The 23,592-nt window shown below is 43.2% G+C and carries 20 protein-coding genes; 5 read left to right on the top strand and 15 right to left on the bottom strand.

Annotated elements, in window-relative coordinates:
• Positions 1–201: 201 nt before the first annotated feature.
• The 5 genes from J3P43_RS13605 to J3P43_RS13585 all read right to left on the bottom strand — a co-directional run bounded on the left by J3P43_RS13605 (position 202) and on the right by J3P43_RS13585 (position 10,692).
• Positions 202–495: a hypothetical protein gene (locus tag J3P43_RS13605; RefSeq protein ID WP_255903297.1), complete on the bottom strand. Its 294-nt coding sequence runs from the start codon at positions 493–495 to the stop codon at positions 202–204.
• Between the two features lie 735 nt (positions 496–1,230).
• Complete coding sequence (gene xerA, locus J3P43_RS13600; protein WP_255903295.1) at positions 1,231–2,274, bottom strand: site-specific tyrosine recombinase/integron integrase; 1,044 nt, start codon at positions 2,272–2,274, stop codon at positions 1,231–1,233.
• Positions 2,275–2,360: 86 nt separating this feature from the next.
• The gene (locus J3P43_RS13595) at positions 2,361–3,041 is read right to left on the bottom strand and encodes a hypothetical protein (RefSeq protein ID WP_255903293.1); all 681 of its coding nucleotides are present in this window, start codon (positions 3,039–3,041) and stop codon (positions 2,361–2,363) included.
• A gap of 306 nt (positions 3,042–3,347) precedes the next feature.
• On the bottom strand, positions 3,348–5,654 hold the full coding sequence (gene tamL, locus J3P43_RS13590; RefSeq protein WP_255903291.1) for a translocation and assembly module lipoprotein TamL: 2,307 nt from the start codon (positions 5,652–5,654) through the stop codon (positions 3,348–3,350).
• Positions 5,638–10,692, bottom strand: a complete 5,055-nt coding sequence (locus tag J3P43_RS13585; protein ID WP_255903289.1) for a translocation/assembly module TamB domain-containing protein — start codon at positions 10,690–10,692, stop codon at positions 5,638–5,640. The genes tamL and J3P43_RS13585 overlap by 17 nt, the downstream gene beginning before the upstream one ends.
• A 112-nt stretch (positions 10,693–10,804) precedes the next feature.
• On the opposite strand from J3P43_RS13585, the gene J3P43_RS13580 reads away from it, so the two are divergent.
• Positions 10,805–12,076 carry a serine hydrolase domain-containing protein gene (locus J3P43_RS13580; protein WP_255903287.1) on the top strand — a complete coding sequence of 424 codons (1,272 nt, stop codon included), beginning with the start codon at positions 10,805–10,807 and terminating at the stop codon, positions 12,074–12,076.
• A 21-nt stretch (positions 12,077–12,097) separates the two neighbouring features.
• Here the strand turns inward: J3P43_RS13580 and J3P43_RS13575 are convergent, their stop codons facing one another.
• The 8 genes from J3P43_RS13575 to J3P43_RS13540 form a co-directional block, all read right to left on the bottom strand.
• A complete protein-coding gene (locus tag J3P43_RS13575) occupies positions 12,098–13,078 on the bottom strand; it encodes a type I phosphomannose isomerase catalytic subunit (RefSeq protein ID WP_255903285.1) in 981 nt (326 codons plus the stop codon).
• Between the two features lie 111 nt (positions 13,079–13,189).
• A complete protein-coding gene (locus J3P43_RS13570; protein ID WP_255903283.1) occupies positions 13,190–13,540 on the bottom strand; it encodes a hypothetical protein in 351 nt (116 codons plus the stop codon).
• A gap of 303 nt (positions 13,541–13,843) precedes the next feature.
• Positions 13,844–14,056, bottom strand: a complete 213-nt coding sequence (locus tag J3P43_RS13565; RefSeq protein WP_255903281.1) for a hypothetical protein — start codon at positions 14,054–14,056, stop codon at positions 13,844–13,846.
• 333 nt (positions 14,057–14,389) lie between these two features.
• Positions 14,390–16,732 (bottom strand): beta-galactosidase, encoded by a 2,343-nt coding sequence (locus J3P43_RS13560; RefSeq protein WP_255903279.1) that lies wholly within the window; start codon positions 16,730–16,732, stop codon positions 14,390–14,392.
• Between the two features lie 187 nt (positions 16,733–16,919).
• Positions 16,920–17,135, bottom strand: coding sequence for a hypothetical protein (locus J3P43_RS13555; RefSeq protein WP_255903277.1), 216 nt, complete (start codon positions 17,133–17,135; stop codon positions 16,920–16,922).
• Between the two features lie 26 nt (positions 17,136–17,161).
• Positions 17,162–17,515 carry a hypothetical protein gene (locus tag J3P43_RS13550; RefSeq protein ID WP_255903275.1) on the bottom strand — a complete coding sequence of 118 codons (354 nt, stop codon included), beginning with the start codon at positions 17,513–17,515 and terminating at the stop codon, positions 17,162–17,164.
• Positions 17,516–17,526: 11 nt separating this feature from the next.
• Entirely contained in the window at positions 17,527–18,075 is a 549-nt protein-coding gene (locus J3P43_RS13545) for an RNA polymerase sigma factor (RefSeq protein ID WP_255903273.1), read from the bottom strand.
• Between the two features lie 220 nt (positions 18,076–18,295).
• A complete protein-coding gene (locus tag J3P43_RS13540) occupies positions 18,296–18,940 on the bottom strand; it encodes an HD domain-containing protein (protein ID WP_255903271.1) in 645 nt (214 codons plus the stop codon).
• Positions 18,941–19,037: 97 nt separating this feature from the next.
• Here J3P43_RS13540 and J3P43_RS13535 point away from each other — a divergent pair, with 97 nt between their 5' ends.
• From J3P43_RS13535 to J3P43_RS13520, 4 genes are all read left to right on the top strand, one after another.
• A complete protein-coding gene (locus J3P43_RS13535) occupies positions 19,038–19,277 on the top strand; it encodes a YtxH domain-containing protein (RefSeq protein ID WP_255903269.1) in 240 nt (79 codons plus the stop codon).
• Between the two features lie 222 nt (positions 19,278–19,499).
• Positions 19,500–20,312: a serine O-acetyltransferase EpsC gene (gene epsC / locus J3P43_RS13530; protein ID WP_255903267.1), complete on the top strand. Its 813-nt coding sequence runs from the start codon at positions 19,500–19,502 to the stop codon at positions 20,310–20,312.
• On the top strand, positions 20,312–21,184 hold the full coding sequence (gene cysM, locus J3P43_RS13525) for a cysteine synthase CysM (RefSeq protein ID WP_255903265.1): 873 nt from the start codon (positions 20,312–20,314) through the stop codon (positions 21,182–21,184). Before epsC ends, cysM begins: the two co-directional genes overlap by 1 nt.
• Before the next feature lie 38 nt (positions 21,185–21,222).
• On the top strand, positions 21,223–21,744 hold the full coding sequence (locus J3P43_RS13520) for a hypothetical protein (protein ID WP_255903263.1): 522 nt from the start codon (positions 21,223–21,225) through the stop codon (positions 21,742–21,744).
• 74 nt (positions 21,745–21,818) lie between these two features.
• Here the strand turns inward: J3P43_RS13520 and J3P43_RS13515 are convergent, their stop codons facing one another.
• Entirely contained in the window at positions 21,819–21,944 is a 126-nt protein-coding gene (locus J3P43_RS13515; protein ID WP_255903261.1) for a hypothetical protein, read from the bottom strand.
• A 296-nt stretch (positions 21,945–22,240) separates the two neighbouring features.
• Positions 22,241–23,467 carry a glycoside hydrolase family 88/105 protein gene (locus J3P43_RS13510; RefSeq protein WP_255903259.1) on the bottom strand — a complete coding sequence of 409 codons (1,227 nt, stop codon included), beginning with the start codon at positions 23,465–23,467 and terminating at the stop codon, positions 22,241–22,243.
• Positions 23,468–23,592: the final 125 nt, after the last annotated feature.

Here is a 23,592-nt window from a genome sequence, read left to right as displayed (position 1 = left end):
TAGTTGAAGAACAACTAGTTAAGAAGCAGATAATCGAGTTCGAAGAGACTACGTGTCATGGTTTATTTAATTACAGGTAACGGTTAGGGCTTTGCGAAGATGGCGGATAGAAATCACTTCATTGTCCCCCCGGCACAAAACTTAGTTAAATGTAGAAAAAGTTCATAAACTACGTCACCGCCATTTTTGCAAGAGGCCATGTTATAGCCAGTTTTTCTTTAGTCGATGGTCAAATTGGTAGAATACTTCCCAGGCAATTAGTCCTACTAAAAAGTTGGTAAGAGCCAAGTCCCAGTAGCCATAATTCCCAAAACCTGTTTGAATTAATCTATTACTCATAGATAACCATACAAACCCGTAAACCATTGTCGCTAAAATTATTATTGATACGGTCTTATAAAGCCACTTGCTTTTGATGAAAGCTAGTCCGAAGATGATATGAACAGCGATAAGTCCTGGAATTACTCCCATTTTCATTCCATCTATTCTGTCCATAGTGATGATGATGCAAACCATCGTAACAATATATGGAACCACTACAGTCAGTAGAGCTAGCAGTAAATAGTAAAGCAGTCGTTTTTGTATGCTCAATGTAGGGTTTTTTAAAATTGGCTATAACGATTAGTGTTTATATTGTGCCCGCTTAAAAGCACCTCACGGTCGAGCTGCACTAATGTAGTTAAAAAGCAGAAAACTTCGAGAACTACGTCACCCGGGCATAATTTAAACACGCTGTTACCTGTAGTTAATTTTATGATACTCCGTCTGGTCGATTATTAGCCTTTCTTTCGATAGGTGTTTGATTGTGGAACTTGTCCTGCCGCCCATTGATATTAATTTAATTCTGATGGTGTCATTTTCTTTAACCAACTGAAAGCCGTCTGGATTAGATTCAATAATTATGGTCTCCTTGTCTTGCTTTTTTCCATTAGTTCTGAAACCGCGATAGTCTTTGATAAATTTAAACTCACTGGTCGTATGTTCATCATTTTGAAGCCAAGTTCCTTCTATATACCTCTTGATGCTGTCAAGTGAGGAAATATTCGTCGAATTCCCACTAGTTGAAGAACAACTAGTTAAGAAGCAGATAATCGAGTTCGAAGAGACTACGTGTCATGGTTTATTTAATTACAGGTAACTAGTATATATACGCAACAAACTTACCATAATACACCCAAATCCGGGTGGCTAACGGAACTTTTTATAGCGTTATTTTCTTCGAATATAATATTATAAATCATCAAAAGGACTTTTTATGCTTTGCAAGCTTTTAGCACTTACATGGGTGTATATTTCGGTTGTTTTACTGCTGTTATGGCCCAATATCTCCTGGATGTATCTTAGATCGGTGCCGTTTTCTAACAGATGAGTGGCGTAACTATGCCTTAACCAATGCAGGCTTACATCTTTTTTTATTCCTGCTTTTTTAAGTGCTTGCTTTAATACGCTGGCTAAACTCCGCTCATCATATGGCCTGCCTGTTTGCTGTCCTTCAAATAACCAGGTCGCGGGCTTATATAATCGGTAATACTCTCGCAACATCCCCAGAATCTTTGACGACAAAGGTACCATTCTGTCTTTTTTACCTTTTGCCTGTCTGATAAGGATAAGACCCCTTTTTGAATCGATATCACCCGGCTTTAAATTTAATAGCTCGCTGCGCCTTAGTCCACAGCTATAAATTAAGCTGAGCATGGTATTGTGTTTGATGTTGCGATGAGCTGAGAGGATTTGTTTTATTTCAGTCTTGCTCAATACATTGGGAAGTACTTTTTCTCTCTTTGGTCGGTAAACTCTGTTAATGTCGAGCGCCGGATTTTGTAAGGTTTTGAAATATAATTTGATAGCGTTAACTATCTGATTTTGATACGATGAAGACAGATTATTCTTTATAATATGATGCTCATAGTAACAAACTACATCCTCGTTGTTAATACTATCCACAGATTTATGATTATAAAATATAAAAAATGATTTCAACGCTTCTGTATAGGTTTTGATAGTGCTTTCGCTATATCGTTTGGTACGTAGGTATGTGGTAAAGTCATTAAGGTGCTTCAATTTATCAGCAACCAGCACCTTTTCAGGTATCGCATCAATCTTAAATTTTAACCTGTTTTCTGCATTGTCTGGCAAATGCCAAACGCCTAATGTGCTGCTCCATTTGGCATCGTTAAATTTTTTTATTTTCTGTATTAATTCAGGGTTCTTCTCAAACCAAATGCCTATTCGTTTTACATTTCTATGTTCGATAAGCTCTGCTTTCCATTTCATCTGATGGTAGATTTAGAAGGTTAATCTCTCTGATAATAAACCAAAAGCCCGACTGTTCAGTCAGGCTTTTAGCATCGAAAAAGCTGTTACACAGCAGGATTCTCTTCCTTGCCAGAAATTCTGGCCTTTCTGTCTGTAATTTTACGCGCTTCGGTGTAGGCAGAAATAAAATCTGCATCCTCAATCAGGGCTTCCACTTCATCGTCTAAAATATCCAGCGTTTCCCGGGCCTGGCCAAACAAACTGTCCAGGCCGTCTGTAGCAACCGAAAGCTGGTCGCCAACAGTATCGCGGAAGCTGCCTAAAGGTTTAAATCCGTCAATTGCACTTTGAAGTTCTGCTAATGCTTCATCCGTAATTTTGTAAGCAGCAGCATCAACCTGATGTTTTTTGCCCTTTTCGTGGATGATCTGGCACTGGCCGATAACTTTCTGTTCAGGCATATTCTGAAGAGAACTTAAGCTTACATCAATTGCCTTCCTTAATACTTCATTGTTCGTTCGCTTGGCAAAAGCACGAAGTTTCAGAACGAGTGAATAAGCTTTTTCCGCCAGCGCTAGCTGATACTGGTTTCTTTCTGCCGTGTATCCTTTAGTCTTGCTTTCTTGTTGTCTTAACGCTGTCTTCTCAATCTGGCTTACCAGCGTTTCGAAGCTGGTAAAACTGTCGGCAACCGGTTCGCAGCCGTTCCAGGCGGCCGGCAAATTTTGAAATAAAGCAGTCACTGCTTTAAACATGGTCAAACTGTTTTCTTGACGTTGATTCATAGATTTAGGGTTTAAATGGTTGATTAATAGGTGAATTGTAAACTAAAACTAAATAAAATTCAAAAAAGAAAATAGTTTTTTTAAAAATTACTCGACTGCGACAGTATTTGGTTGGAAAGGCAGTGAAATCGGGCAAAAAGGCAGTGTAATCGGGCAGAAAGACGATGTAATTGGTGGGAAAGGCAATGTAATTGGGCAAAAAGGCAGTGTAATCGGGCAGAAAGACGATGTAATTGGTTGGAAAGGCGATGTAATCGAGCAGAAAGACAATGTAATTGGGCAGAAAGACGATGTAATTTGACGTCCTTAAAACGGATACCCAATCGCCAGGTTAAACACTAAATTTTCCCTTCTCCATTCCGGATCAGTAAATTTTATATCCTTCATCACCCATCGTTCACCTTCAGGCAGCCAGGGTTTACGCAACGGCATGGCCAGGTCAGTTCGCAGCACAAAAAAGTTAAGGTCAAAGCGCAGGCCTATACCGGCATCTACCGCCAGTTCTTTCAAAAAGTCTTTGCTGAATTTCGCACCCGGACGCGAGTATTCCGGGTCATCATTTACCAGCCAGATATTTCCGGCATCAACAAAGAAGGCTCCCCGTAACATCTGGTTAATCTTCGGACGATATTCTGTATTGATCTCCAGCTTCAGGTCGCCGGTTCTGTCGGCAGCTATTGCCGTGGTGCCAACTTCCTCATCGGGGTCGTAAGAACCCGGACCTATAGACCGCGCTCTGAACCCTCTTAAGCTGTTGGTCCCCCCAATAAAGAACTGCTTTATAAACGGGAGGGAGGCCGAATTGCCATAAGGGAGACCCAGACCTAAAATTAATCGACTCGCAATCTGCGATCCGAAGCCAAGATTGTAGTAATGTCTGAAATCGTTCTCCAGACGGATATATTGTGAAAACCGGGTGCCGAAAATCTCTTTGTAATTACCTTCTTTTGCCTTTCCTCCACCCACTAATCCAAGCAGTGTTCCCGATAGGTCTATATTTCCGTTATAGTAAAAAGTATTAGTTTTTCTTGTTTCGGTGGTATTGGTATACAGAAAGTTGTAATTTGGGCCCACAATAAACTGTTCTTCGATAGCTTTTCGCAGGTTGGGGTTATCACGCATCGCCGAATCATATGCTGCGGTAACGCTCAACTGCCGTACATAATTAACAGATAATAAATTTAATTGATGCTCGCGCTTTACATCCTCTTTCCAGATGTATCCAAACGATGTGCGGAACGATGCGATGGAATAATTCTCAAATCTGTTTAACAAATCTGCGCCCAGTAATATCCGCGTGCGCGGGATAAAAGCGCTGTTCGATTTTAACTTAATAGGGGATATAAACCTCGGGATATTCAAATTTGCTTCGGCCCCCAAACGATATAAGTTATTGCCTTTGTTGATTCCCGATACCTGAACATCTGTACCGCCATAGGCGCTCAGGGTGAGCAGTTCTGCGCCCCTGAAGGCGTTGCGGTTTCGCCAGCTCAGGGTCACCTCGGTTCCCGAGAAGTTTGCCGAAGTGGTTCTGCCGGTAAATTCGGCCCGCAGCGATTTTTTGGTATAAGGCGTTAAGTAATAATAGGTATCCAGTTTATTATCTCCCCCGGCAGGGGTTTCCACAAACTGATTCTTCACAAACTTAAAGGTTCCTAAGCTCATCAGACGGTTTAACGACATGTTATGATCCGTCCGGTTATACACATCTCCCTGCTGAAAGAACATCGTCCGCTCGAACACCCGCGGGTTAAACGTATCTGCACTGTCGATCACATAAAAGTCGCGGTGTTTGTCGCCTTCTTCAATACTTGTCGAATCTTCGGCAACATCATAATTAGAATAGATATAGATGTTGTCGATGTTATAAATCTGTTGCGCTTTGTAAGGAGTTTCGCGTTTTACGTTAACAATCAAATCTACCTTGTGCTGGTTATTGGTGCTGTCTACCTGAACAATTAGATAATCGGGACTGAAGTAATAAAAGCCGTTTTCTTTTAAGCGGGTATCAATTCGCTCGCGTTCGCGACGGATGACATCAAGGTCGTAAGCTTCGCCAACTTTCAGGAAGCTTCTGGGCGATGTGGCATTCACGGCTTTTCCCAGATCAGAACTGTCGGTAGTAAAAGTTACCGTATTAATCATATACTGCGGACCGGTAGTGGCGTTGAAAGTCAATCTCGCTCTCTTTCGGCGAAGCGTGGTGTCTGAAGATACCGACGAACGGAAATACCCCCGGTTTTCGAGCCTGTTTTGAACAAGCGTTTGATTGTAATCTACCTTAACCTGACTGAATAAAACGGGAGGTTCGCCAAAACGATCCCTGATTTTATTCATCAGTCCGCCTTCTTTTTTAGGGTTTCCCCAGAAGTTATAGATCCATAATTTAAATGGGATGCCGAGAAAGCGGGAGTTGGGTTTGGGCCGTAAAATGCCTTCAAGCTCTTCGGTTAAAGCTTTCGTTTCACGTCTGCGGCTGTTGTTCGTATCTTCAATATTAACCCGGCCGCCCAAATACAAGTAATCTCCTTCCGGAACAGTTTTTACCGCACTGCAGGAACTTAGAATAAGTGATGTAAGAATTAATAAAAGTGTGCTATAATTTCTCTTCATTTTTAACTTCTTTCGCTGCCGTCTTTTGTGCCTCTTTTAATCTTCGCTCTTCGGCGCTGCGGCGTTGGAAAATCTCACGGAATCGGTTATAATCCATATTCAATATAAAACTTAAGCCGGTTTCGATCACCTGGCCCTCTACAGCTACCAGGTACTGATCTTTACGGTACGCACGCAACAGGTAGCGGCCATCTTTGCTTAATTGGTAATCTACCGCGATATCTCCGGCAATGTTATTGGTTTGCCTGCCGGTACGCTGCGGCCCTTCGAGCTCAAAATTGCTGCCTATCGAAACCTTCAGCCGGTCGTTTAGCAATTGCTTGGATGCGGCAACGTTTAAGTCCGTTCGGTTTTTGAGTTCGCCTGTTGTGTAGTCGTCTGTAGATTCGAGGTTGAAGCTGAGGTTAATTCCTCCAAGTAGATCTCCGGCAAGATTATTTAGCTGTTCTGTTAAAAGCTTGCTCACACTTTGCCGTGCCAGCGATTCTACGCTTGTGCCTCCGGCGCTGCTGTCGAAGGGGTTTTCTGATACAAAGCGGTTAAGCAGAACCAAAGCGAATGCCTGTTTATTTAGTTCGGCCGGCTCGGCCCGCACCTGCTCCAGGCGGGTGTTGACGGTCGATATCACGTCGCTTCCCACCAGGTAATTTCCTTCGGGGAGTTCAATGTCGAATGAGATCTGCGGTTTTAACAGCTCGCCTTTTAACGACAGTTGGAGCTCGAACGGTAAACGTTGTTTATAGGTGTTTAATTCGGCTTGGGTAGCGCCTGCCAGCTGCTGCTGCACTAAGTCAATTGGCGCAGTCTCGGCAACGTACACGGCGGTAACATCCATTATTCCGCTGGTTGGCTCGCCGTTCCAGGTAATGCTGCTGCCTTGTTGTATTTCAAATCTTCTCCTGATGAAATTGAATGAAAGCTCGTATGCCCCTTCTTCCAGAATATAATTGCCGGTAAGGCTCACCTTACCGCTGGGGTCTATCCCCCCGTTAAGCTGAGCTTGGCCTTTAAGCTTTATAAAATCTCCGTTTCCCTGGTCAACAATCAGGTTAAATTCTGCCTCTTTGGATACTTCAATATTCGAGGTTACATTCATCCCGGTAAGGGGAGCTGTATTTAATGAGTCGAGGCCGGTGGTAAATACTGTCGAAACCTGAGGGTCGTCCATGTCCACGAATTCTACAATTCCTTCGCGTTCTACAATGCCGGGATTAGTTTGCGGAAGTACCACAGTAAGATTGGTGTTTTCAAGCACTTTGATGTCCGAATCTACCTCCGGGTTTTCCACGCTTCCGCGGATGCGAATCCGGCTGTCGACAAATAGTTTTCCGTAATAAAGCTCGTTGTCTTTTGCCGTGGAGTTTAGCACCTGGAAGTTTTCGGTATCAACATCGAGATTAAACCGGTAATCAAGAAAGTTTTGTGTATACACCATGCCATCCACGTTAGCGGTGTTGCCGGCAGAATCAAGCAGGGTAAAGTTGTTAAAGTTGATGCCCTGGTCGTTAAACCTGATCCGCTCGTCGTCTACACGATACAGCGAATTAAACATCCCGATCCTGAACGCCGCATCATTGAAATTCACATCGCCGTTTATTTTTGGAGCTGCGGTGGTGCCGGTTATCGCCAAACGGCCGCTTAAATTACCGGTAGCGTCTTTCAGATTTCCCATGGTAAAACCCTGGATACTTTCCAGATTAAGCCGGGTGATGTCCATCGTCATATCAAAACTGCTGTTGTTGATATAATAAAAGCCGTTCATATCCACCTGATTGCCTCTGCCGGTGATCCCTACATTTGCAGCAAGGGTGTTTGCACGTTCGTTATTCACTTTTAATGCAATATTCCCCACGGTATCTCCGCGGAAACTGAAATCGCTGATGTTGAGGTCGGAGGTGAAAATAGGGGAAGTAGCAAAATTTCGGATCACCGCATTTCCATTGATGGTTCCACCTGCTAAGAGGGAGTCTTTACGGGCAATCTCTGTAATGGTCTCGATTTTAAAGTTGGTGAAATTAACAGACATCGGGTTATTGAGTCCCATGGGCTGGGAGTTAATACTTATCTGCTGGCCGGCGCGACTCAATACAAAGTTTCGTGCCATCACTCCGCTCCGGCCAAACTGAATCGCATTACCCTGGCTCACCGTCCATGGATCGTAATTGAGAACCAGTCCATCAGGCAACACCGAAAACTCGAAGTTTGCTGCCATCGCCATCATATTTCCGGCTATCCGATAACGCTGCCGGTTTGCAGCATCTCTTACCTGTAGATCTGTAGAGATGGTATTGTTTTGAATGTTTCCGGTAACGGTAGTATTCAGGATCTGAAGCTGCGATGTGGCAAACTTGTTTAAAGCAATGTTATAGTTTAATGCGTTTCCGGCAGCATTCGGACTGATATTAAAGCTTAGATTGTTCAGGTCGTAAGCGCCATAAACAAGTTTCGGAGCTGTCCCCCTTACATTAAGCGCTCCGGTCTGATTATTGAAATTTCCCGCCAGGGAAATAGTCGACATTTCTTTTATTTCCGGAACGAATTGTTGCACCAGCGGGTTGTCAGCCAGTGTTGCGTCAAAACGCATATGCTGTGCTGGTCCGCTTGTTCTGGTTGTTACCGTAGCTCCATTGGGATTGTAGTAGCGGTTAAGAGTCGACTGGATAGCGGGTGCAATCTGGCTAAGCCGGTACTTTCCGGCCGCATTAGCATTTAAAACTTCAGAACGGATTTTTAGCGTATTGCTATCGGCATTGGCTGTAGATACTGCACTCACAGAATCAAGCTGAATCCGTTTTCCTTGAGTAACCATCAAGGCATTAGTTACTAAAACATCGCCGTTTAAATAATCAATATCAGCAGTTTGCAGGTCGGCAACTATCTTCCCGCGGAAGCGGAAATCATCTTTTGAGAAATTAAGCCGCTGCAGGTTTAAGCTGTCTATATCTGCCGTTGCCACGATCTTAGGATAGCGGTTTCTGAAATTTGCAGTGGCGTTCAAGTCGAAGTCGATATTGGGATCGTTCATAAAAGCCTTTGCGGTAATTACACCACTTCTGGCCCTGGCATTAAGAGTTAAATTGCGGTAACTGTAACGATTATAATCTGCCCTGATCACTTTGCCGTTTACCGTTCCGCTGAATGTTTTGGCATCCATTCCGCTTCCGTTTACATGAGCGGCCATCGTTACCCGGCCAATGGTCGCTTCCTGTTTAATCATCCGCCCAACATTGAAGTTGTAGGTGTTGATCCTGGCATTATACGAGGGGACTTTCCCAAAAGCGAACATGCCATTCGCCTTAGCACTTCCAAAGCTCGAATTGAGGTTCATATTGGTATGGAAGCGGCTCATGTTTCCTTTAAATGTACCTTTTAAGCTCAGTGATTCCGGAATTCTGATGTTATCAGGGATAGTACCTCTCGGAACAAGCGAATAAATATCCTGACTCCTGGTATTAAAGCGCTGAATGTTCAGGTCGAAATAGGCATTATTCATGTCTGGCAAGCCGGTGATCTTTCCGGATGCGAGCAGGTTAGTGTTGCGGTAGCCTGAGAGTTCCAGCGAGGGAATTGAAAGGTTTTTTACCAGGCCATTCACACTTCCGTTGATGTTTATTACTTCGTTTATATTACTTCTGAATGGTTCTGTAGAGGCAAGGGCAGGGGCGAAAATTAAGATATCTCTAAAACCTACGCGGCTGTCGTCCAGGTTTGCGTCAATTCTTAGATCACCAGGATTTTTACTAATATCCTCTATAGAAGTGTACGCCAGTTTAATATCATTGCGGATTAATGTCTTGTCGGTTTCAAGGTAGAAATCTTCAAAATAAGCCTTGTTCTTGCCATAAAAGAAATTGGCAGTAAGGCGACGCAGCTGAAGCCCGCTTTTTTCGGTCAGGCTGGCGGAATTGATCTTGCCAGCGATGGTGTCTTGAGCAAAGCTAAAACCGTCGGCATCTAAGCTCAGATTTTTGAAGTCGAGATGGCCATAATCAATGCCCCGCCGCAGTATAGGCATGCTTTGGTCATCATATCTCAACTGACTGTTGGAAATGTTAATCTTATCAGAATTGAATGCCCAAAAGGTTGTTACCGCGTCTGCTTTTTCTTTTACTTCTTTTACTACAACCTTTGCCTGTGGTTTTTTGCCAAGCGTGATGCGGAACATGGAGTTGTCGAGATTGACGTTTTTTAGATCGATAAGCTGTCTTTTCATATCCAGTTTATCGCTTTCTACATTCAGTCTGCCAATATTTACGTCGGCATCGAGTGCGGAAACATCATTTCTATACTTCACTTTTATACGGTCGAGATCAGCAGCGCCGATGATCAGGTCTAAATCGGGTGCCTGAGACGCTTCGATCATATCCTTTTGCTTCGAATCGCTTTTTATGGCAGGCTTGCTCTGTATCACCACGGCATTAACTCCCGAGAGTTTGAATTTTGGAATATTAAAGCGCATCTTTTCCAGATCAAATTCCTTAATGCGGGTGTCGAAATGGGAGAGATAAAGGTTTACATCATTGGCTGTGGGAGCATCTTTATACCTTAAGTGGATCCGATCGAGGTTGATTTTGTCAATAGACATCTTCATTGGTGCGGCCGCAGTGTCGGCCGGCGTAGCGGATGGTGTAGTAGCGAAGGCCTTCAGGATATAATCGAAATTGAAGACACTATCCTTGCTGCGGCTTACATTTAATTTAATGCCCCGCAGGTCTATTTCGTTGACTATTACTTCACTGCTTAGCAGCTTCATCATAGCCATATCCACCTTTAAGGTGTCTCCGGCAAGCAGGGTGTCTCCTATTTTATCCTCGAAGTACACATCTTCCAATACCAGCATTTTGGGTAAATCCAGGCTCAGTCGGTTGATTTCTACTTTGGTTCCGATCTTGTTTTCAAGAAAAGAAACTACCTTTTTTCGGGCCATGTTTTGCACAGCAGGCACTTCAATTAAAATAAAAACCAGCAGCACCAGTATGATAATGAAACCAACGAGGCCGAGAAGAATTTTTAAAGAAATATTACCAAATTTGCTCAAAGCAGAAGTTAATTTAATACTCTATAAATTCCAAAAGGCTGTAAATGTTTCAGATATGATGATTTTGCATGATGCTAAACTTTAGTATTTTGCAATTGCTAATCAATCAAAGATGATGAACTTAAAAACCGCAACACTCGCTCTCTTTCTTTCGCTCACTTTCGCATTCAGTTTTGCACAGAATGGCCTGCAACCTGCGGCCCCGGTATCTGCAAAGATTAACGCAGAGCGCTTGCAGCGGATTGACCGCGTAATCGAAGAAAATATTGAGAAGAAACTGATTAGCGGTGCGATAGGATTTGTAGCCCGCGATGGAAAAATTGTTTACAACAAGGCTTTCGGCTATCGCGATCTCGAAACTAAAGCGGCTATGCATACAAGCGATATTTTCAGAATTGCCTCGCAAACAAAAGCGATTACCAGTATTGCCGTAATGATGCTTTTTGAAGAGGGCAGGTTTTTATTGGATGATCCGATTTCAAAATATATCCCCGCATTTGCAAAGCCTGTTGTTTTAGATAAGTTTAATGCAACTGATTCAAGTTATACAACCCTTCCTGCTAAACGTGAAATAACTATTCGCGATCTGCTCACACATACTTCCGGAATTGATTATGCGGTGATTGGATCTGCTAATATGAAAGCAGTATATGCGAAAAATGGTCTTTCTCCGGGTTTCGGAAGTAAAGAACTGCTTTTGAAGGACGAAATACTGAAGCTGGCGAAATCTCCCTTAGTGCATCAGCCTGGCGAAAGATTTACTTACGGTTTGAATACCGATGTATTGGGTTATCTGGTGGAAGTGGTGTCGGGAAAGAGTTTGGATCAGTTCTTTTCCGAACGCATATTTAAGCCTTTGGGAATGAATGATACTTATTTTTACCTGCCTGCGTCCAAGCGCTCTCGCTTAGTTCCTGTTTACACCTTTAACGATCAGAACCAGCTTGTTAAGCATGTACGTTCAGGAGCCATCACCTCCGACTATCCGGTTAGTAATGGCACGTACTTCTCAGGAGGAGCGGGCTTAAGCTCCACGATCCAGGATTACGCTATCTTTCTGCAAATGCTTCTGAACAGAGGAAAATACAACGGCCACCAATTATTGTCGCGTCGCACGGTCGACCTCATGACGATGAACCAGATTGGCGATATCAGCTTACGCGGTGATAAGTTCGGATTAGGGTTTCAAATCACATCAGAACAGGGCATGGCTAAACTCGGGGTAACGGAAGGTACTTTTGCATGGGGCGGTTATTTCGGCACAACCTATTGGGTTGACCCGGTTGAGAAGATAGTCGGTTTGATCTTTATTCAGCAGTCACCGTTACGGAGTGATATCCACGATAAGTTTAAGGCGGCGGTGTATCAGAGTTTGGCGGATTAGCGAAGAGCCGTAGAAGGAGGCCTATTCTTCTACGTAACTCTCCAAAATCTTAAAGCCTGTCTGAGTATCGAGCTTTACATCCTTTATTGTCGCCGGGATCAGTACACAATCTCCCATCGAAACGTTTAAATGCTCATCTCCATACTGCAAGGTGTACGAGCCTTGCACGCAAACATGAATTACAAATGAATCAAACGAATAATCGCGACTTACCGGTTGGCTGTAATCAAGAATATTAGTGGTGAAATAGGGGCATTTAACTACCTCAACCGGCTCGTTGCTTTTTTTCTCATAAACAGCCTTGTATTCCGGATGAACCTGATAATCTAAAGCTGCCAACGCCTCCTCGGTATGCAGTTCACGTTTATTGCCTTTGTCATCTACGCGGTCGAAATCATAAATCCGGTACGTCACATCAGAAGTCTGCTGGATTTCTGCAATCAGCAGCCCTTTCCCTATGGTATGGACTCTTCCGGCCGGAAGGAAGAAAACATCACCGGTTTTAACCTCTTCCTGGTTTAGAATGTCATTGATAGATCCGGAATTTAGCTTTTCCAGATAAATTTCCTGATTCACCGTTTGATTAAATCCTGATATTAAAGTAGCTCCCGCATCTGCCTGAATAACATACCACATTTCTGTTTTCCCGAAAGAGTCGTGGCGTTGTTTGGCTAATTCATCGTCTGGATGCACCTGGATCGATAAGTCATCGTTTGCGTCGATAAACTTTACGAGCAGCGGAAATTCCTTTCCATATCTTTCATAGATTTTCTTGCCCACAAGTTCGTGTTGATGCTTTTCTAAAAGCTGAGCCAGACTTTCGCCGGCAAGGCTACCGTTCTCCACCACAGATACATCTGATTTTACCCCCGAAATCTCCCAGGTTTCCCCGCAATTTGGTAATGGTGAAAAATCTTTCCCTAAATACGTGTTGATCTTTTGACCTCCCCAGATTTTGTCTTTGAAGATAGTTTTGAACTTGAACGGATACAGAACAGCCATGATGTGATTATGAAGCTGCAAGTATAAGAAATTAGATGAAGATGCGGTATATAGACGATTAAACGCAGACAGCGTTTCAAACGCTGTCTGCGTTTCACATTTCGAAATGCTTTATTTTATTTTTGTAAATGTTCCCCGCAGATCTGTGCCACGAAAATTACTTTTAATAACAATTGAATCCTGGTACATCGTTCCGGTTTGCTCTACCACATACTCCCCAATCTCCATTTTAAAGCTGAATTGATCGTCTTTGATCTTCCCGTCAAGTAAGGGGATTTCTCCGTACTGTGAAATGACGCTTCCCGTTAGGCTGCCTCCATCGGTTTTAAGCCTGTAGGTAAGCTCCAGGTCGTCGCGGTTAGGGATTTTTACTACACCTTTCCAGCTCCCGGTGATATCAGATGCAAAGCAACTTAACACAAAAACAAATAACAGCGCCACAGAAGCAAATAGTTTTCTCATATCTCTTAAATTATCTGAATTACACAGCCGGCCTTAACGGACTCTGGTGCAATAGTTTTACTAGTTTAATTTAGTGATTATATACGGGCTACAAGCCGCAGGGTTTATATTAATATGAGATTTTTTGGCTTTAAATACTCTCGAAATTCGCCCGGGTCTTATGGGTGACAAAAGAGAGCATTGCCACAATCGCTATGGTTTTGCCTTGTAGTAAATAGCTTGAGAGGTAAAAATAGGCGGTGGAGATGTATAAGGTTGCAATCACAAAATATTTGTGAGCAGAGTTTACAATTGTTGTAGCCTTTAAATAAAGGTAACAGCATTCAGTTTCACCCTTTTTAAGCTGCCTTCAACATCAATCACATTAATCGGGTTTACTCTGAAGCAGCGATGATCTTCTTCGCCAATAAAGTATTCACCAAAGCGTACCTTGTCGCGTTTGATTTCCTCCCTGTCGGTATCTGTAAGCTTAGTGACCAGATGCCGCGAATCTGTTTCTGATAGAATTTTTTCCATGATTAACTTCGTGTGTGTAATTAGTACACCGCAAATTGCGAGCCAATAGTTTAAAGTTTTTCTGTTAGGCTCTTTGTATCAATACGGTATAACTCCATTAAATGTTGCGACATTTAAAATAAAAAATAAAAAAAAGATATTTCGGCAAGTGTCTGGTTTTCTGAGTGTTTTAGTGTTTTCTGGTCTATACGGATGAAGGTCGGCAGCAAGGCATCCGTCATAGGAAAAACGACCAACTGCGGGATGAATCGAGGTAATAGAATTGAACATCTAAGGGTGTAAATAAATATAAAAAGCCTTCAAGAAGCAGGCTTTTTATATTTAAACGTATATCTAGAATTTAAACTCGTCCATCTTTATATACACCTTGTAGTCCTTCACCATACCTGCCGTTTTTTTGTCAGATCGGGGAAGGTATTTCAAACCTTTAATGTTCATCGCTTTACCTAGGTCGAGCACGATGTAATGCGGGTGTTCGGGGCGTGCGCCCACCGACTGGCTTTGCCAGAATGTAGATTCCTGCAGGTCGAATACTTTGTCGGCAGAACTGTTCGATGCCGTTGTTTCTTCGCTGTCGGCATAAATTACTTTCCAGTTTAAGCGGGGCAGGGTGTTTCCGTCTTCGCCAACCAATTCAAGTTCGGCAATGGTAGTTAGCTTGTCTTTGGCGTCTTGAGCATTTAATGCTTCAAAGCAGAAATAGCGGCCCTTAATCGTCTTTCCAAAATCCGCTTCTTTCCAGCTTTCCCCGCCCGGGAACGAGCCTGAAAAAACAGGTGTTTCGGCCGCAAGGTTGAGGGTTTGTCCCTTTTTTCTGCTTAGCAGGGAAGCGTCGGGATTGATTTTATCAAGGATAGGTTCGGTTAACCCCTCAACTGTTCTTTCAGCAGGGCGGTCGACATCTAAAATTATAATTTCATTGGCTCCTTTTTTTAGCCATGGAGCCGGGATATACAAGGTTTGTTGCGGTCCAATTTTCCAGAAGCGCCCCAGGTTGTATCCGTTCACCCACACCATGCCTTTCCCCCAGGTACTCACATCAAGAAATGTATCTCCGGTTTTGCTAAGATTAAAAGTGCCTTTATACCATCCCGGTCCGCTAAGGTCTCCGGTTTTATATTTCTTCTCCGCCTGGAATTTGTAGTCGACCGGGAAGTTGTAAACGCGCCAGTTTTTTAGCTCAGTAGCGTTCTTGCCATCGCCAAATTCAACCTTTTCGGTAATCCCCTTCCGGTCGATAATGGCCTTGCCATAATTAACCCTGCCGGTGGCTTCAACTAAAATGTCGAGTTGGGCATCTGCACTAAGTGTGGGCAAAATGACAGTGTTATCACCTCTGCGCCGGTCGAGTTTGCCAATTTGCTGTCCGTTTACAAAAACCGTTGCCCAGTCATGTAACTCGGTAATCACCAGTTTTTGTTTTGAAGCCTTCGCCGGAAGTTTGGTACGATAAAGGATTCGTCCCCAGCCCTGGTCAAAATATTCCATTGGCCGGATGTTTTCCGTTGTCTTCGCGACAGGAAGGTTGTCGAATAAAGCAGCACTGTGTTTCAATTCGAACTTAGGAATCGCAATTATTTCTGCCGGAGCTTTAGGGATATCTGCCAGCGTTTCGCCGGTCATTAAGTAGTTTTTTAACAGATCTCTAACTGCAAAGAATTTGTCTGTTGTATTTCCCTGTTCTCCGATAGGGGCATTATAATCGTAAGAAGTAGCCATTGCAGAATAGGGAGGAGCGTTGGCACCGCCCCATTGGCCAAAGGTTGTACCTCCATGAGCCATATATAAGCTGAAGGATATTTTTCGGTCCATCATATCTTTCATGCTGCCGATAAAACTGCTCACGGATCGCGTTTCATGCGGACGCCCCCAATGGTCAAACCATCCCGACCAGTACTCGCTGCACATTAGCGGAGCATCAGGATACTTCTGTTGAAAAGATTTGAACCTTTCGTCGATATTAGAGCCCGCGCCAAAATTTAGTGTAACGGCAACATCGTCTAATTTATAGCGGTCGAAATTATTTGACCAGTCGCATCTGAAAAGCTGGACTTTGTCAAAACCTGCTGCTTTCACAGCATCGCGGGTTGCTTCCATGTATGCCTGCTCGCTCCCGAAGGTGGCGTATTCATTCTCTACCTGCACCATGATGATGTTACCGCCGTTCTGAATCTGATAAGGAGCCAGTTGCTTAGCCGCCTGATTTAAAAATAGTTTGGTGCGCTCCAGGAAGTAAGGGTCTTTCATGGTTCTTACCTGAAGGTCGTCTTTTTTCAATAACCACCATGGCAATCCTCCCATATCCCATTCGGCACAGACATAAGGGCCGGGACGAACAATACAGTACATGCCGTTTTTTTGTACCAGGCGAACGAATTCGGCGATATCGTTCTGTCCGGTAAAATCATAAACTCCCGGCTCTTGCTCGTGAATATTCCAAAAAAGATAGATGCAGATGGTGTTCATCCCCATTGCTTTGCTGAGTTGGATCCGATGCTCCCAATATTCTTTCGGAATGCGGGGGTAATGTAATTCTGCTGCTCTGATGATAAAAGGTTTTCCGTTTAAAAGAAATTCTTTTTTGCCTAATGTAAAAGTTCCCGGCTCAGATTTCTGTGCAGAGGTGGTTATCAGCATTGAGCAAAGTATCAATGCCACAAGAAATGATCTCATCATGTGTGCAAATGTGTGCAAAGGAGTTTATAGACTTTAAAGGTATTAATAAGTATTTAAATCCCGACGAGTGAAGATGCATTCTGAATTTAAAAACTAAACGGGACAAGGATATTACAGAAAGATAGCGGTAGTCAGCTATCTTTCTCTTGAATTCTAAAGCCTATATTCTGAAACTCTAGGTAACGGTCTAATCTGCCAGCTCCCGGCAATCAAACCCGGCCGTTTGAAGCATCGATTCGATGCTTTCAGGATCCAGGTTGTTCGACACGATCCGTAGAATATTATCGCAGTCGTCGAGGTCGAAATTCCAATGTTTAATAGTTGGAACTGAATCGAGTAATGGCTGCACTTTCACTATCTCTTCTTCCGCAGTAATGCTTGTTTTAAATACCAGTATGTTCATAAAACCGCTTCTTAAAATCATTGCTATCAGCTATTTTGTTGTTCTGTGTGTTCGTTTTTATTGCCAGAATGTTTATTTCTCATAAAACACATTCGTTCTTTCATTTCCGCCCGGAATTTCTCCTTTTCTTCCGGACTCATATTTTTACACCGGTTTATCCATGAGGGGCCGCCTTTATGCCGCCCGCCTCCAAAACCGAAGAGGATTTTGCATAAAATGAAAATTCCCATTGCCTGCCAAAAGCTAATGGCACTCACGTTCATAATGTCTGGCAGTAAATTGTTCCACAAAAGCATTACTATCACACTTACCAGCGACAGGCATGCTGCGATACCCAGCGGGATAAAAAAGAATCGTCCTTTATAAAATAGTTTTTTCATGTCTTTTAAAATCAGTCTTCAATAATTTCGAGGTACAGTTGCTTTAGGCGTTTTCTTAAATGGAGTACAGCATATCGTTTTCGCGATATCAGTGTGCTGATATTTTGTCCGGTTCGTTCGGCAATCTCCTGAAAAGGGATATCCTCCATTTCGTGTAGAACGAAAACTTCTCGCTGATCCGGTGGCAGCTCCTCAAGTGCCAGAAAAAGCTGCTCCCAGAACAAGTTACGAAGGTATTCTGTCTCGGGCGTCTTAGCTTCCACTAATAACAGCGATTTCAGATCCAGACCAGCCTCATCGTCGTTAAAACTATCGTCAAGCCGGTCTTCTTTTTTCTTTTTATGCTTGTCGATAATTTTGTTGCGGGCCACCCGGTACAACCAGGCGCCGGTTTGTTCGATAGGCTCAGAGTTGATCACCGCGCTTAGCTGATACCAAACATCCTGCAGAACGTCTTCGGCGTCAGCGTCACTTTTTACCCTTTTCCGGATAAATCCTAACAACCCTTTTCCGTACTCCTTAATTGATTTCAGAACTCGGGTGTTTTTTTCTTCGAGCATTACGGCGCTAAGCAATGTATTTGTTGTTTATTGTGAAGACGAGCAACATGAAAAAACATTTTAAACTTTTTCACAATTCTTCTATTTGACGAATTGCTTGTTCTGCTTGTTACAAATTATTAGACAAAGAAATGCCCGGTGCGTGACAACCCTATGTCAGCAGAGCCGGAGAGAGAGAAAAAAATTTGGTAGAAAAAACGAAGCCGGGTAGGAAACTATGTCAGCGCTTTCCTTCCCACTCTGCATAAAACTGCTCCAGATATAGCTCCAGGAAGCGATGCCGGTTGGCCGCCAGTTCCCTTCCCGTTAGGGTGTTCATCTTGTCTTTTAACAAAAGAAGCTTTTCATAAAAGTGGTTTATGGTAGGTGCCGAGCTGTTTTTGTATTCCTCTTTACTCATGTTAAGATTTGGTGCGATATGAGGATTATAGAACTCGCGCTGCTTAAAACCGCCATAGCTAAAGGCCCGTGCAATGCCGATTGCGCCGATGGCATCTAATCTGTCGGCATCCTGAACGATCTCAAGTTCCTTTGAGTGGAAATCGACATCGCCAAGGCTGGCTTTGAACGACATGTGCCTGATTATCTGCTGAACGTGGTGTATGATAGAATTGCTCACCGAGATACTTTTCAGAAATTCACCTGCTCTTTGCGGACCAACTTCTTCGTCGCCAGCGTGGAATTTTGAATCGGCAATGTCGTGAAGCAGCGCGGCAAGCTCCACCACAAGTAGATCAGCCTGTTCTTTTGCAGCGATTGTTCTCGCGGTTTGCCACACGCGATAGATATGCCACCAGTCGTGGCCACCTTCTGCTCCTTCTAAAACCTGCTTAACGTATGCGGCGGTGAGTTCGATACTATCCATGGCAGCAAGTTAAAAATAAGCTGAACTTTTAATCATATCAATTGTAATTAATAGAACAGTAATTGCATTTAATCAGTCACACTAGAAAAACAAATTTATGAGCTTATTGAAATACTTAGTCTTTGGAGCCGCGGTAGCCGCAGGCGTCAACTATGCCACTAAAAAAAGAGAAGACGGGAAATCTTTAATAGATGATCTGACAGAGAAAGCGCCTGAGTGGATGGACAAAGCCAAACAGTACACCGATCAATTTAAAAGTCAGTTTGGCCAGGGCGGTTCTTCTACTGCATCGACCAATCAAGCTAATAACGTACAAACAGAGAATCCACCATATTAATATTTGTGATTTAGCGGATATAAGGATGCCGAAAAGTAGTTCTCGCCTTTTGACGAACGCTTTTGGCATCCTTATTTATTTCCGGACGATTTACCGCCGCCGTTTTCTGCCCAGAATCATATAATTGCCACATTTCTAAAGCTCAAAATCCATTTCTTCAATTAATAAAGTGTTAGTCTTATATTAGCACACTAAAGGCAGGGTGTAAATTGCCTCTTTTAAATGAACAAGGATTTTTATCAGCATATTTTTAACAAGCATCAGCATATTGAGTCAGTTCCTTCCAATAAGGAAATTGCAGGCTGGGCTTTACGGCTTATCCGGCTGTTATATCCCGAGCAATCAAAGCAGGTATTTTATTCGTTGAGCGAAATCGAAGCTGAGCTGATCCAGTTGCGTTCCGAAATCCGGAATATTATGAATGCAACGAAAGCTTGTCAGGATTGTGATAATGACGAGAAAGCGAATCTCTTTTTCGATGAGTTGCCACAACTATATGCGCTGTTGAATACCGATATAAAGGCTATTTTAGATGGTGATCCGGCCGCCAAAAGTGAGTTTGAGATCATCAGAGCATATCCAGGGTTCTATGCTATATCATTTTACCGATTGGCACATGCGCTGTTAAAACTCGATATTCCGTTAATTCCCCGCATTTTAACCGAATACGCACATTCGAGAACAGGTATCGATATACATCCAGGCGCAGAAATTGGCGAATATCTCTACATTGACCACGGAACCGGCATTGTAATTGGCGAGACTGCCAAAATTGGCAACCATGTGAAGTTTTACCAGGGTGTTACGCTTGGCGCTCTGAGCGTTGATAAGAGCATGACCTCTGTAAAGCGACATCCTACAGTAGAAGATAATGTGGTGATCTATGCCGGCGCAACTATCCTGGGAGGCGAAACCGTTATCGGTCATAACAGCATTATCGGCGGTAATGTATGGTTAACTAAAAGTGTACCGCCTTACTCTACAGTTTATCACGAATCTAAAGCCAAAGTAGTGGAAAGGCAGGTTAAAAGTTAATGGCAGGCTTAATCGATTTTGTAGGGAATACTCCCTTAGTAGAACTTAAGAGGCTTAGCCTCAACCCTAAGGTTAGGATTTTTGCTAAGCTGGAAGGAAATAATCCAGGTGGAAGTGTAAAGGACCGCCCCGCTCTTAATATGATTAAAAGTGCCCTCGACAGGGGCGATATTAAAGCAGGTACAAAACTGGTAGAAGCGACAAGCGGAAACACCGGAATCGCTCTGGCAATGATTGCCCGGTTATACGATTTAGAAATTGAGCTGGTGATGCCTTCAAACTCAACCCGCGAGCGCACTTTGACCATGGAGGCTTATGGAGCAAAGGTTACCCTGCTTGACAGTATAGAACTTTGTCGTGATTATGCCGAAGAGAAGGGGGCAAGCGGCGACTACTACCTCCTTAATCAGTTTGCAAACCCCGACAATGTGCTGGCTCATTATAAAACTACCGGTCCGGAAATTTGGAAGGAAACCAACGGCGGTATTACCCATTTCGTAAGTGCTATGGGTACCACCGGGACTATTATGGGTACATCCATGTTTTTAAAAGAGCAAAACTCCGAAATTCAGATCGTGGGTTGTCAGCCAACGGAAGAATCGTCGATACCCGGAATAAGGCGCTGGCCCGAAGAATATTTGCCTAAAATCTACGAACCCAAACGTGTTGACAGAGTGATGGATGTTTCACAGGCAGCTGCTACCGCGATGACAAGAAAATTGGCGAGTACAGAAGGTATCTTTGCCGGAATGAGTAGCGGTGGGGCTGCACATGCGGCAGCCCAACTGGCCCTTGAGCTGGAGCAAGGGCTTGTCGTTTTTATCGTCTGCGATAGGGGAGACCGCTATCTGAGTAGCGATTTATTCGCCTAAGAACCAAACAAAAGCGCTTTAGCAATCCTTATATCTTCATGAAGTTGATCTCGTCAATTGGAGGAGGACTTGCAGGTGCTTGTGCCCTCACTTTATTGCATGAAATAATTAAACGCCTGGATTCAGAAGCTCCGAGAATGGATTTGATGGGAATGCAGGCTGTAAAGAAAGGAATCAAAAAGGCTGATCAGCCTATACCTGATGACAAACATCTTTATCAGATAGCGATGGTTGGCGACATCATCAGTAACACCATCTATTATAGCCTTGGAGTTGCAGGCAAGAGAAAATATATCTGGCCTAAAGGTGCTTTAGCGGGTGCTGCAGCGGGTTTGGGCGCCATCTTTCTTCCTAAGTCTTTGGGCTTGAATCCGGCCTACAGCAGCCGAACTCTGAAAACTAAAGCCTTCACTACCGGCTTATATCTGATCGGTGGCTTGGTAGCTTCGGCGGTAGCCAAAAAACTGGAGAATGATAATAGAAAGAAGCGTTTGGGTCCAATGAAGCGACCTTTTGACTTGATTTCCTATAATCGCGATTCGTTTTTACGGAAAGTTTAGCGAATTCAAATGGCTAGCTCAGTTCTTTCAGTTGATGGAAAAAAGGAGATAAAAATGAATTGTTGGAGAAGATGTTAAAGCGGATCGGTTTCATTGAGGCTGTACGCTTCTTCTTCATCTATCACAGGGGCCGTTTTCATGGCATAAAAAATCCATGCGGCATCTAACACCAAAAACACAACAAGCATCGTAACAACCATATTCTATAACAGTTTATGTAATTAACGGAAATTTTTAATTGAAAAACTACCTGTAAATAATTTTTATGATTTTTTGGGCTGCGAAGATGTTTGCCTGTAAAATTGGAAAGAAATATTAGGTTAATTTATCATAAAATTAATAATTCACGAAATTCACTTAGACTTTGCATGGCGTGATGGTGGGGTGACAAGCAGCTTTTAACGCTCTCTTGTCATCTCAAAACGCTGTTTTATACGATACTTCTAAAAAAGGCAATCGCGGAGAGCCTGTTTTAAGTAAGCTGTTCTCTGAATTATCACTTGCCCATCTTCTCCAGGCGAAGTATCTCAACACCTGCATCGATTAAAGGACCGGTTCCATGTTTTTCATTTAAGCCAACCGGTCGGTTGTAATAAAACGGAAGGTTATCTTGTATTCCTGTACCCACGCAAATGTCTTTCAACTGGCCCAGTTCATTAATCTTATGTTTTTTTAGGCCTTCCCAGCCTGTTTTAGCAATCGAGGCATATCGTTTATCGATCCATCCATTGTTTACAGCGTGTGCCGTGCCATATACAAACATCGCTGTGCAGGAAGATTCTGTATATGAGTCGGGTTTGTCTAAAACCTGGTGCCATAGGCCGTCTGCATTCTGATATTTGGCTACTCCTAAAATCTGTCTTTCTAATAAGCGGATGATCTCCGTACGTTTAGAATGGTTGGTTGGCAGATTATCTAAAAGATGGATAGTAGCCAGCATAATCCAGCCGTTGCAACGACCCCAGTGTGCTACGCCGTTTCGGTTTAGATCGCTGTAGTACACATGCCAGTAGATCTCTCTTTCTTTGTCCCATAAATATTTATTGAAGTTGATCACCTGGGTAACCGCATCGTCAAAATATTTCCCATCTCCGGTCAGTTTCCCCATACGGGCAAGAAAAGGCACACTCATATATAAATCATCTGCCCATAAAGTCATTTTGTGAGGAAACGCTCTAACGAAGGTGCCATCGTTCAAACGGGCGCGATCCTCTGTTAAATGTTTGGCCGCTTTTTCGAGATAGGCTTTGTATTCTGGCTTTTTAACGGTTTGATACACGTCGATCAAACTTGCGCTCATCGCACCAAAATCGTCCAGCTCTTCCATTGTGAAGAACTCACCGTATGGATAGGTGTAATGTTTAACATCGTTTTTGAACCGCTGCTTAAAAACTTCCTGATTGTTGAATCCGAAAGCAACGTGCTGTGCTGCAAAATCAGTGTATTTCGGCTCGTTCAACAATTTGCCCAGATTGATCATGGCCATATTGAGCACTCCATGGGTATAATGCCACCCAGTATAGGGTGTAGCATATTTTACTTTTACATTGGCGGGAATATCTTTTGATGCAGCGTAAAATTGCTGGTTGTCTACCCCGCGAAATCCAAGAACAGACTCTTTGATGATTTGATCGGCTATTTTTCTCACAACAGCATCATTCGTTTGAGCGCGCAATACGATAGATTGGATGATTAAAATCCCGAGAGTAAATATTTTTTTCATTTGCTAAGGCTTTTTGACCTGTGTTCAGTGCTCGAAAATAATATTTAACTGCTAGATTGCAGGCCGATCAAATGTAATAATTATGCGATGAGCTTCAGAATCGCCTGAAATGAAAAAGCCTTCCC

The organism is Paradesertivirga mongoliensis (assembly GCF_024436395.1).
Classification (GTDB): Bacteria; Bacteroidota; Bacteroidia; order Sphingobacteriales; family Sphingobacteriaceae; genus Paradesertivirga; species Paradesertivirga mongoliensis.
The sequence above is the reverse complement of the archived record's forward strand: the minus strand, read 5'-3'. Positions and strand labels throughout refer to the sequence as shown.

Coding starts and splice junctions, on each gene's coding strand:
- tamL (WP_255903291.1), bottom strand. CDS start 5,654: ATGAAGAGAAATTATAGCACACTTTTATTAATTCTTACATCACTTATT.
- J3P43_RS13595 (WP_255903293.1), bottom strand. CDS start 3,041: ATGAATCAACGTCAAGAAAACAGTTTGACCATGTTTAAAGCAGTGACT.
- J3P43_RS13535 (WP_255903269.1), top strand. CDS start 19,038: ATGAGCTTATTGAAATACTTAGTCTTTGGAGCCGCGGTAGCCGCAGGC.
- J3P43_RS13565 (WP_255903281.1), bottom strand. CDS start 14,056: ATGGAAAAAATTCTATCAGAAACAGATTCGCGGCATCTGGTCACTAAG.
- epsC (WP_255903267.1), top strand. CDS start 19,500: ATGAACAAGGATTTTTATCAGCATATTTTTAACAAGCATCAGCATATT.
- J3P43_RS13605 (WP_255903297.1), bottom strand. CDS start 495: ATGGACAGAATAGATGGAATGAAAATGGGAGTAATTCCAGGACTTATC.
- J3P43_RS13515 (WP_255903261.1), bottom strand. CDS start 21,944: ATGGTTGTTACGATGCTTGTTGTGTTTTTGGTGTTAGATGCCGCATGG.
- J3P43_RS13580 (WP_255903287.1), top strand. CDS start 10,805: ATGATGAACTTAAAAACCGCAACACTCGCTCTCTTTCTTTCGCTCACT.
- J3P43_RS13540 (WP_255903271.1), bottom strand. CDS start 18,940: ATGGATAGTATCGAACTCACCGCCGCATACGTTAAGCAGGTTTTAGAA.
- J3P43_RS13575 (WP_255903285.1), bottom strand. CDS start 13,078: ATGGCTGTTCTGTATCCGTTCAAGTTCAAAACTATCTTCAAAGACAAA.
- J3P43_RS13510 (WP_255903259.1), bottom strand. CDS start 23,467: ATGAAAAAAATATTTACTCTCGGGATTTTAATCATCCAATCTATCGTA.
- J3P43_RS13560 (WP_255903279.1), bottom strand. CDS start 16,732: ATGATGAGATCATTTCTTGTGGCATTGATACTTTGCTCAATGCTGATA.
- xerA (WP_255903295.1), bottom strand. CDS start 2,274: ATGAAATGGAAAGCAGAGCTTATCGAACATAGAAATGTAAAACGAATA.
- cysM (WP_255903265.1), top strand. CDS start 20,312: ATGGCAGGCTTAATCGATTTTGTAGGGAATACTCCCTTAGTAGAACTT.
- J3P43_RS13520 (WP_255903263.1), top strand. CDS start 21,223: ATGAAGTTGATCTCGTCAATTGGAGGAGGACTTGCAGGTGCTTGTGCC.
- J3P43_RS13545 (WP_255903273.1), bottom strand. CDS start 18,075: ATGCTCGAAGAAAAAAACACCCGAGTTCTGAAATCAATTAAGGAGTAC.
- J3P43_RS13555 (WP_255903277.1), bottom strand. CDS start 17,135: ATGAACATACTGGTATTTAAAACAAGCATTACTGCGGAAGAAGAGATA.
- J3P43_RS13550 (WP_255903275.1), bottom strand. CDS start 17,515: ATGAAAAAACTATTTTATAAAGGACGATTCTTTTTTATCCCGCTGGGT.
- J3P43_RS13570 (WP_255903283.1), bottom strand. CDS start 13,540: ATGAGAAAACTATTTGCTTCTGTGGCGCTGTTATTTGTTTTTGTGTTA.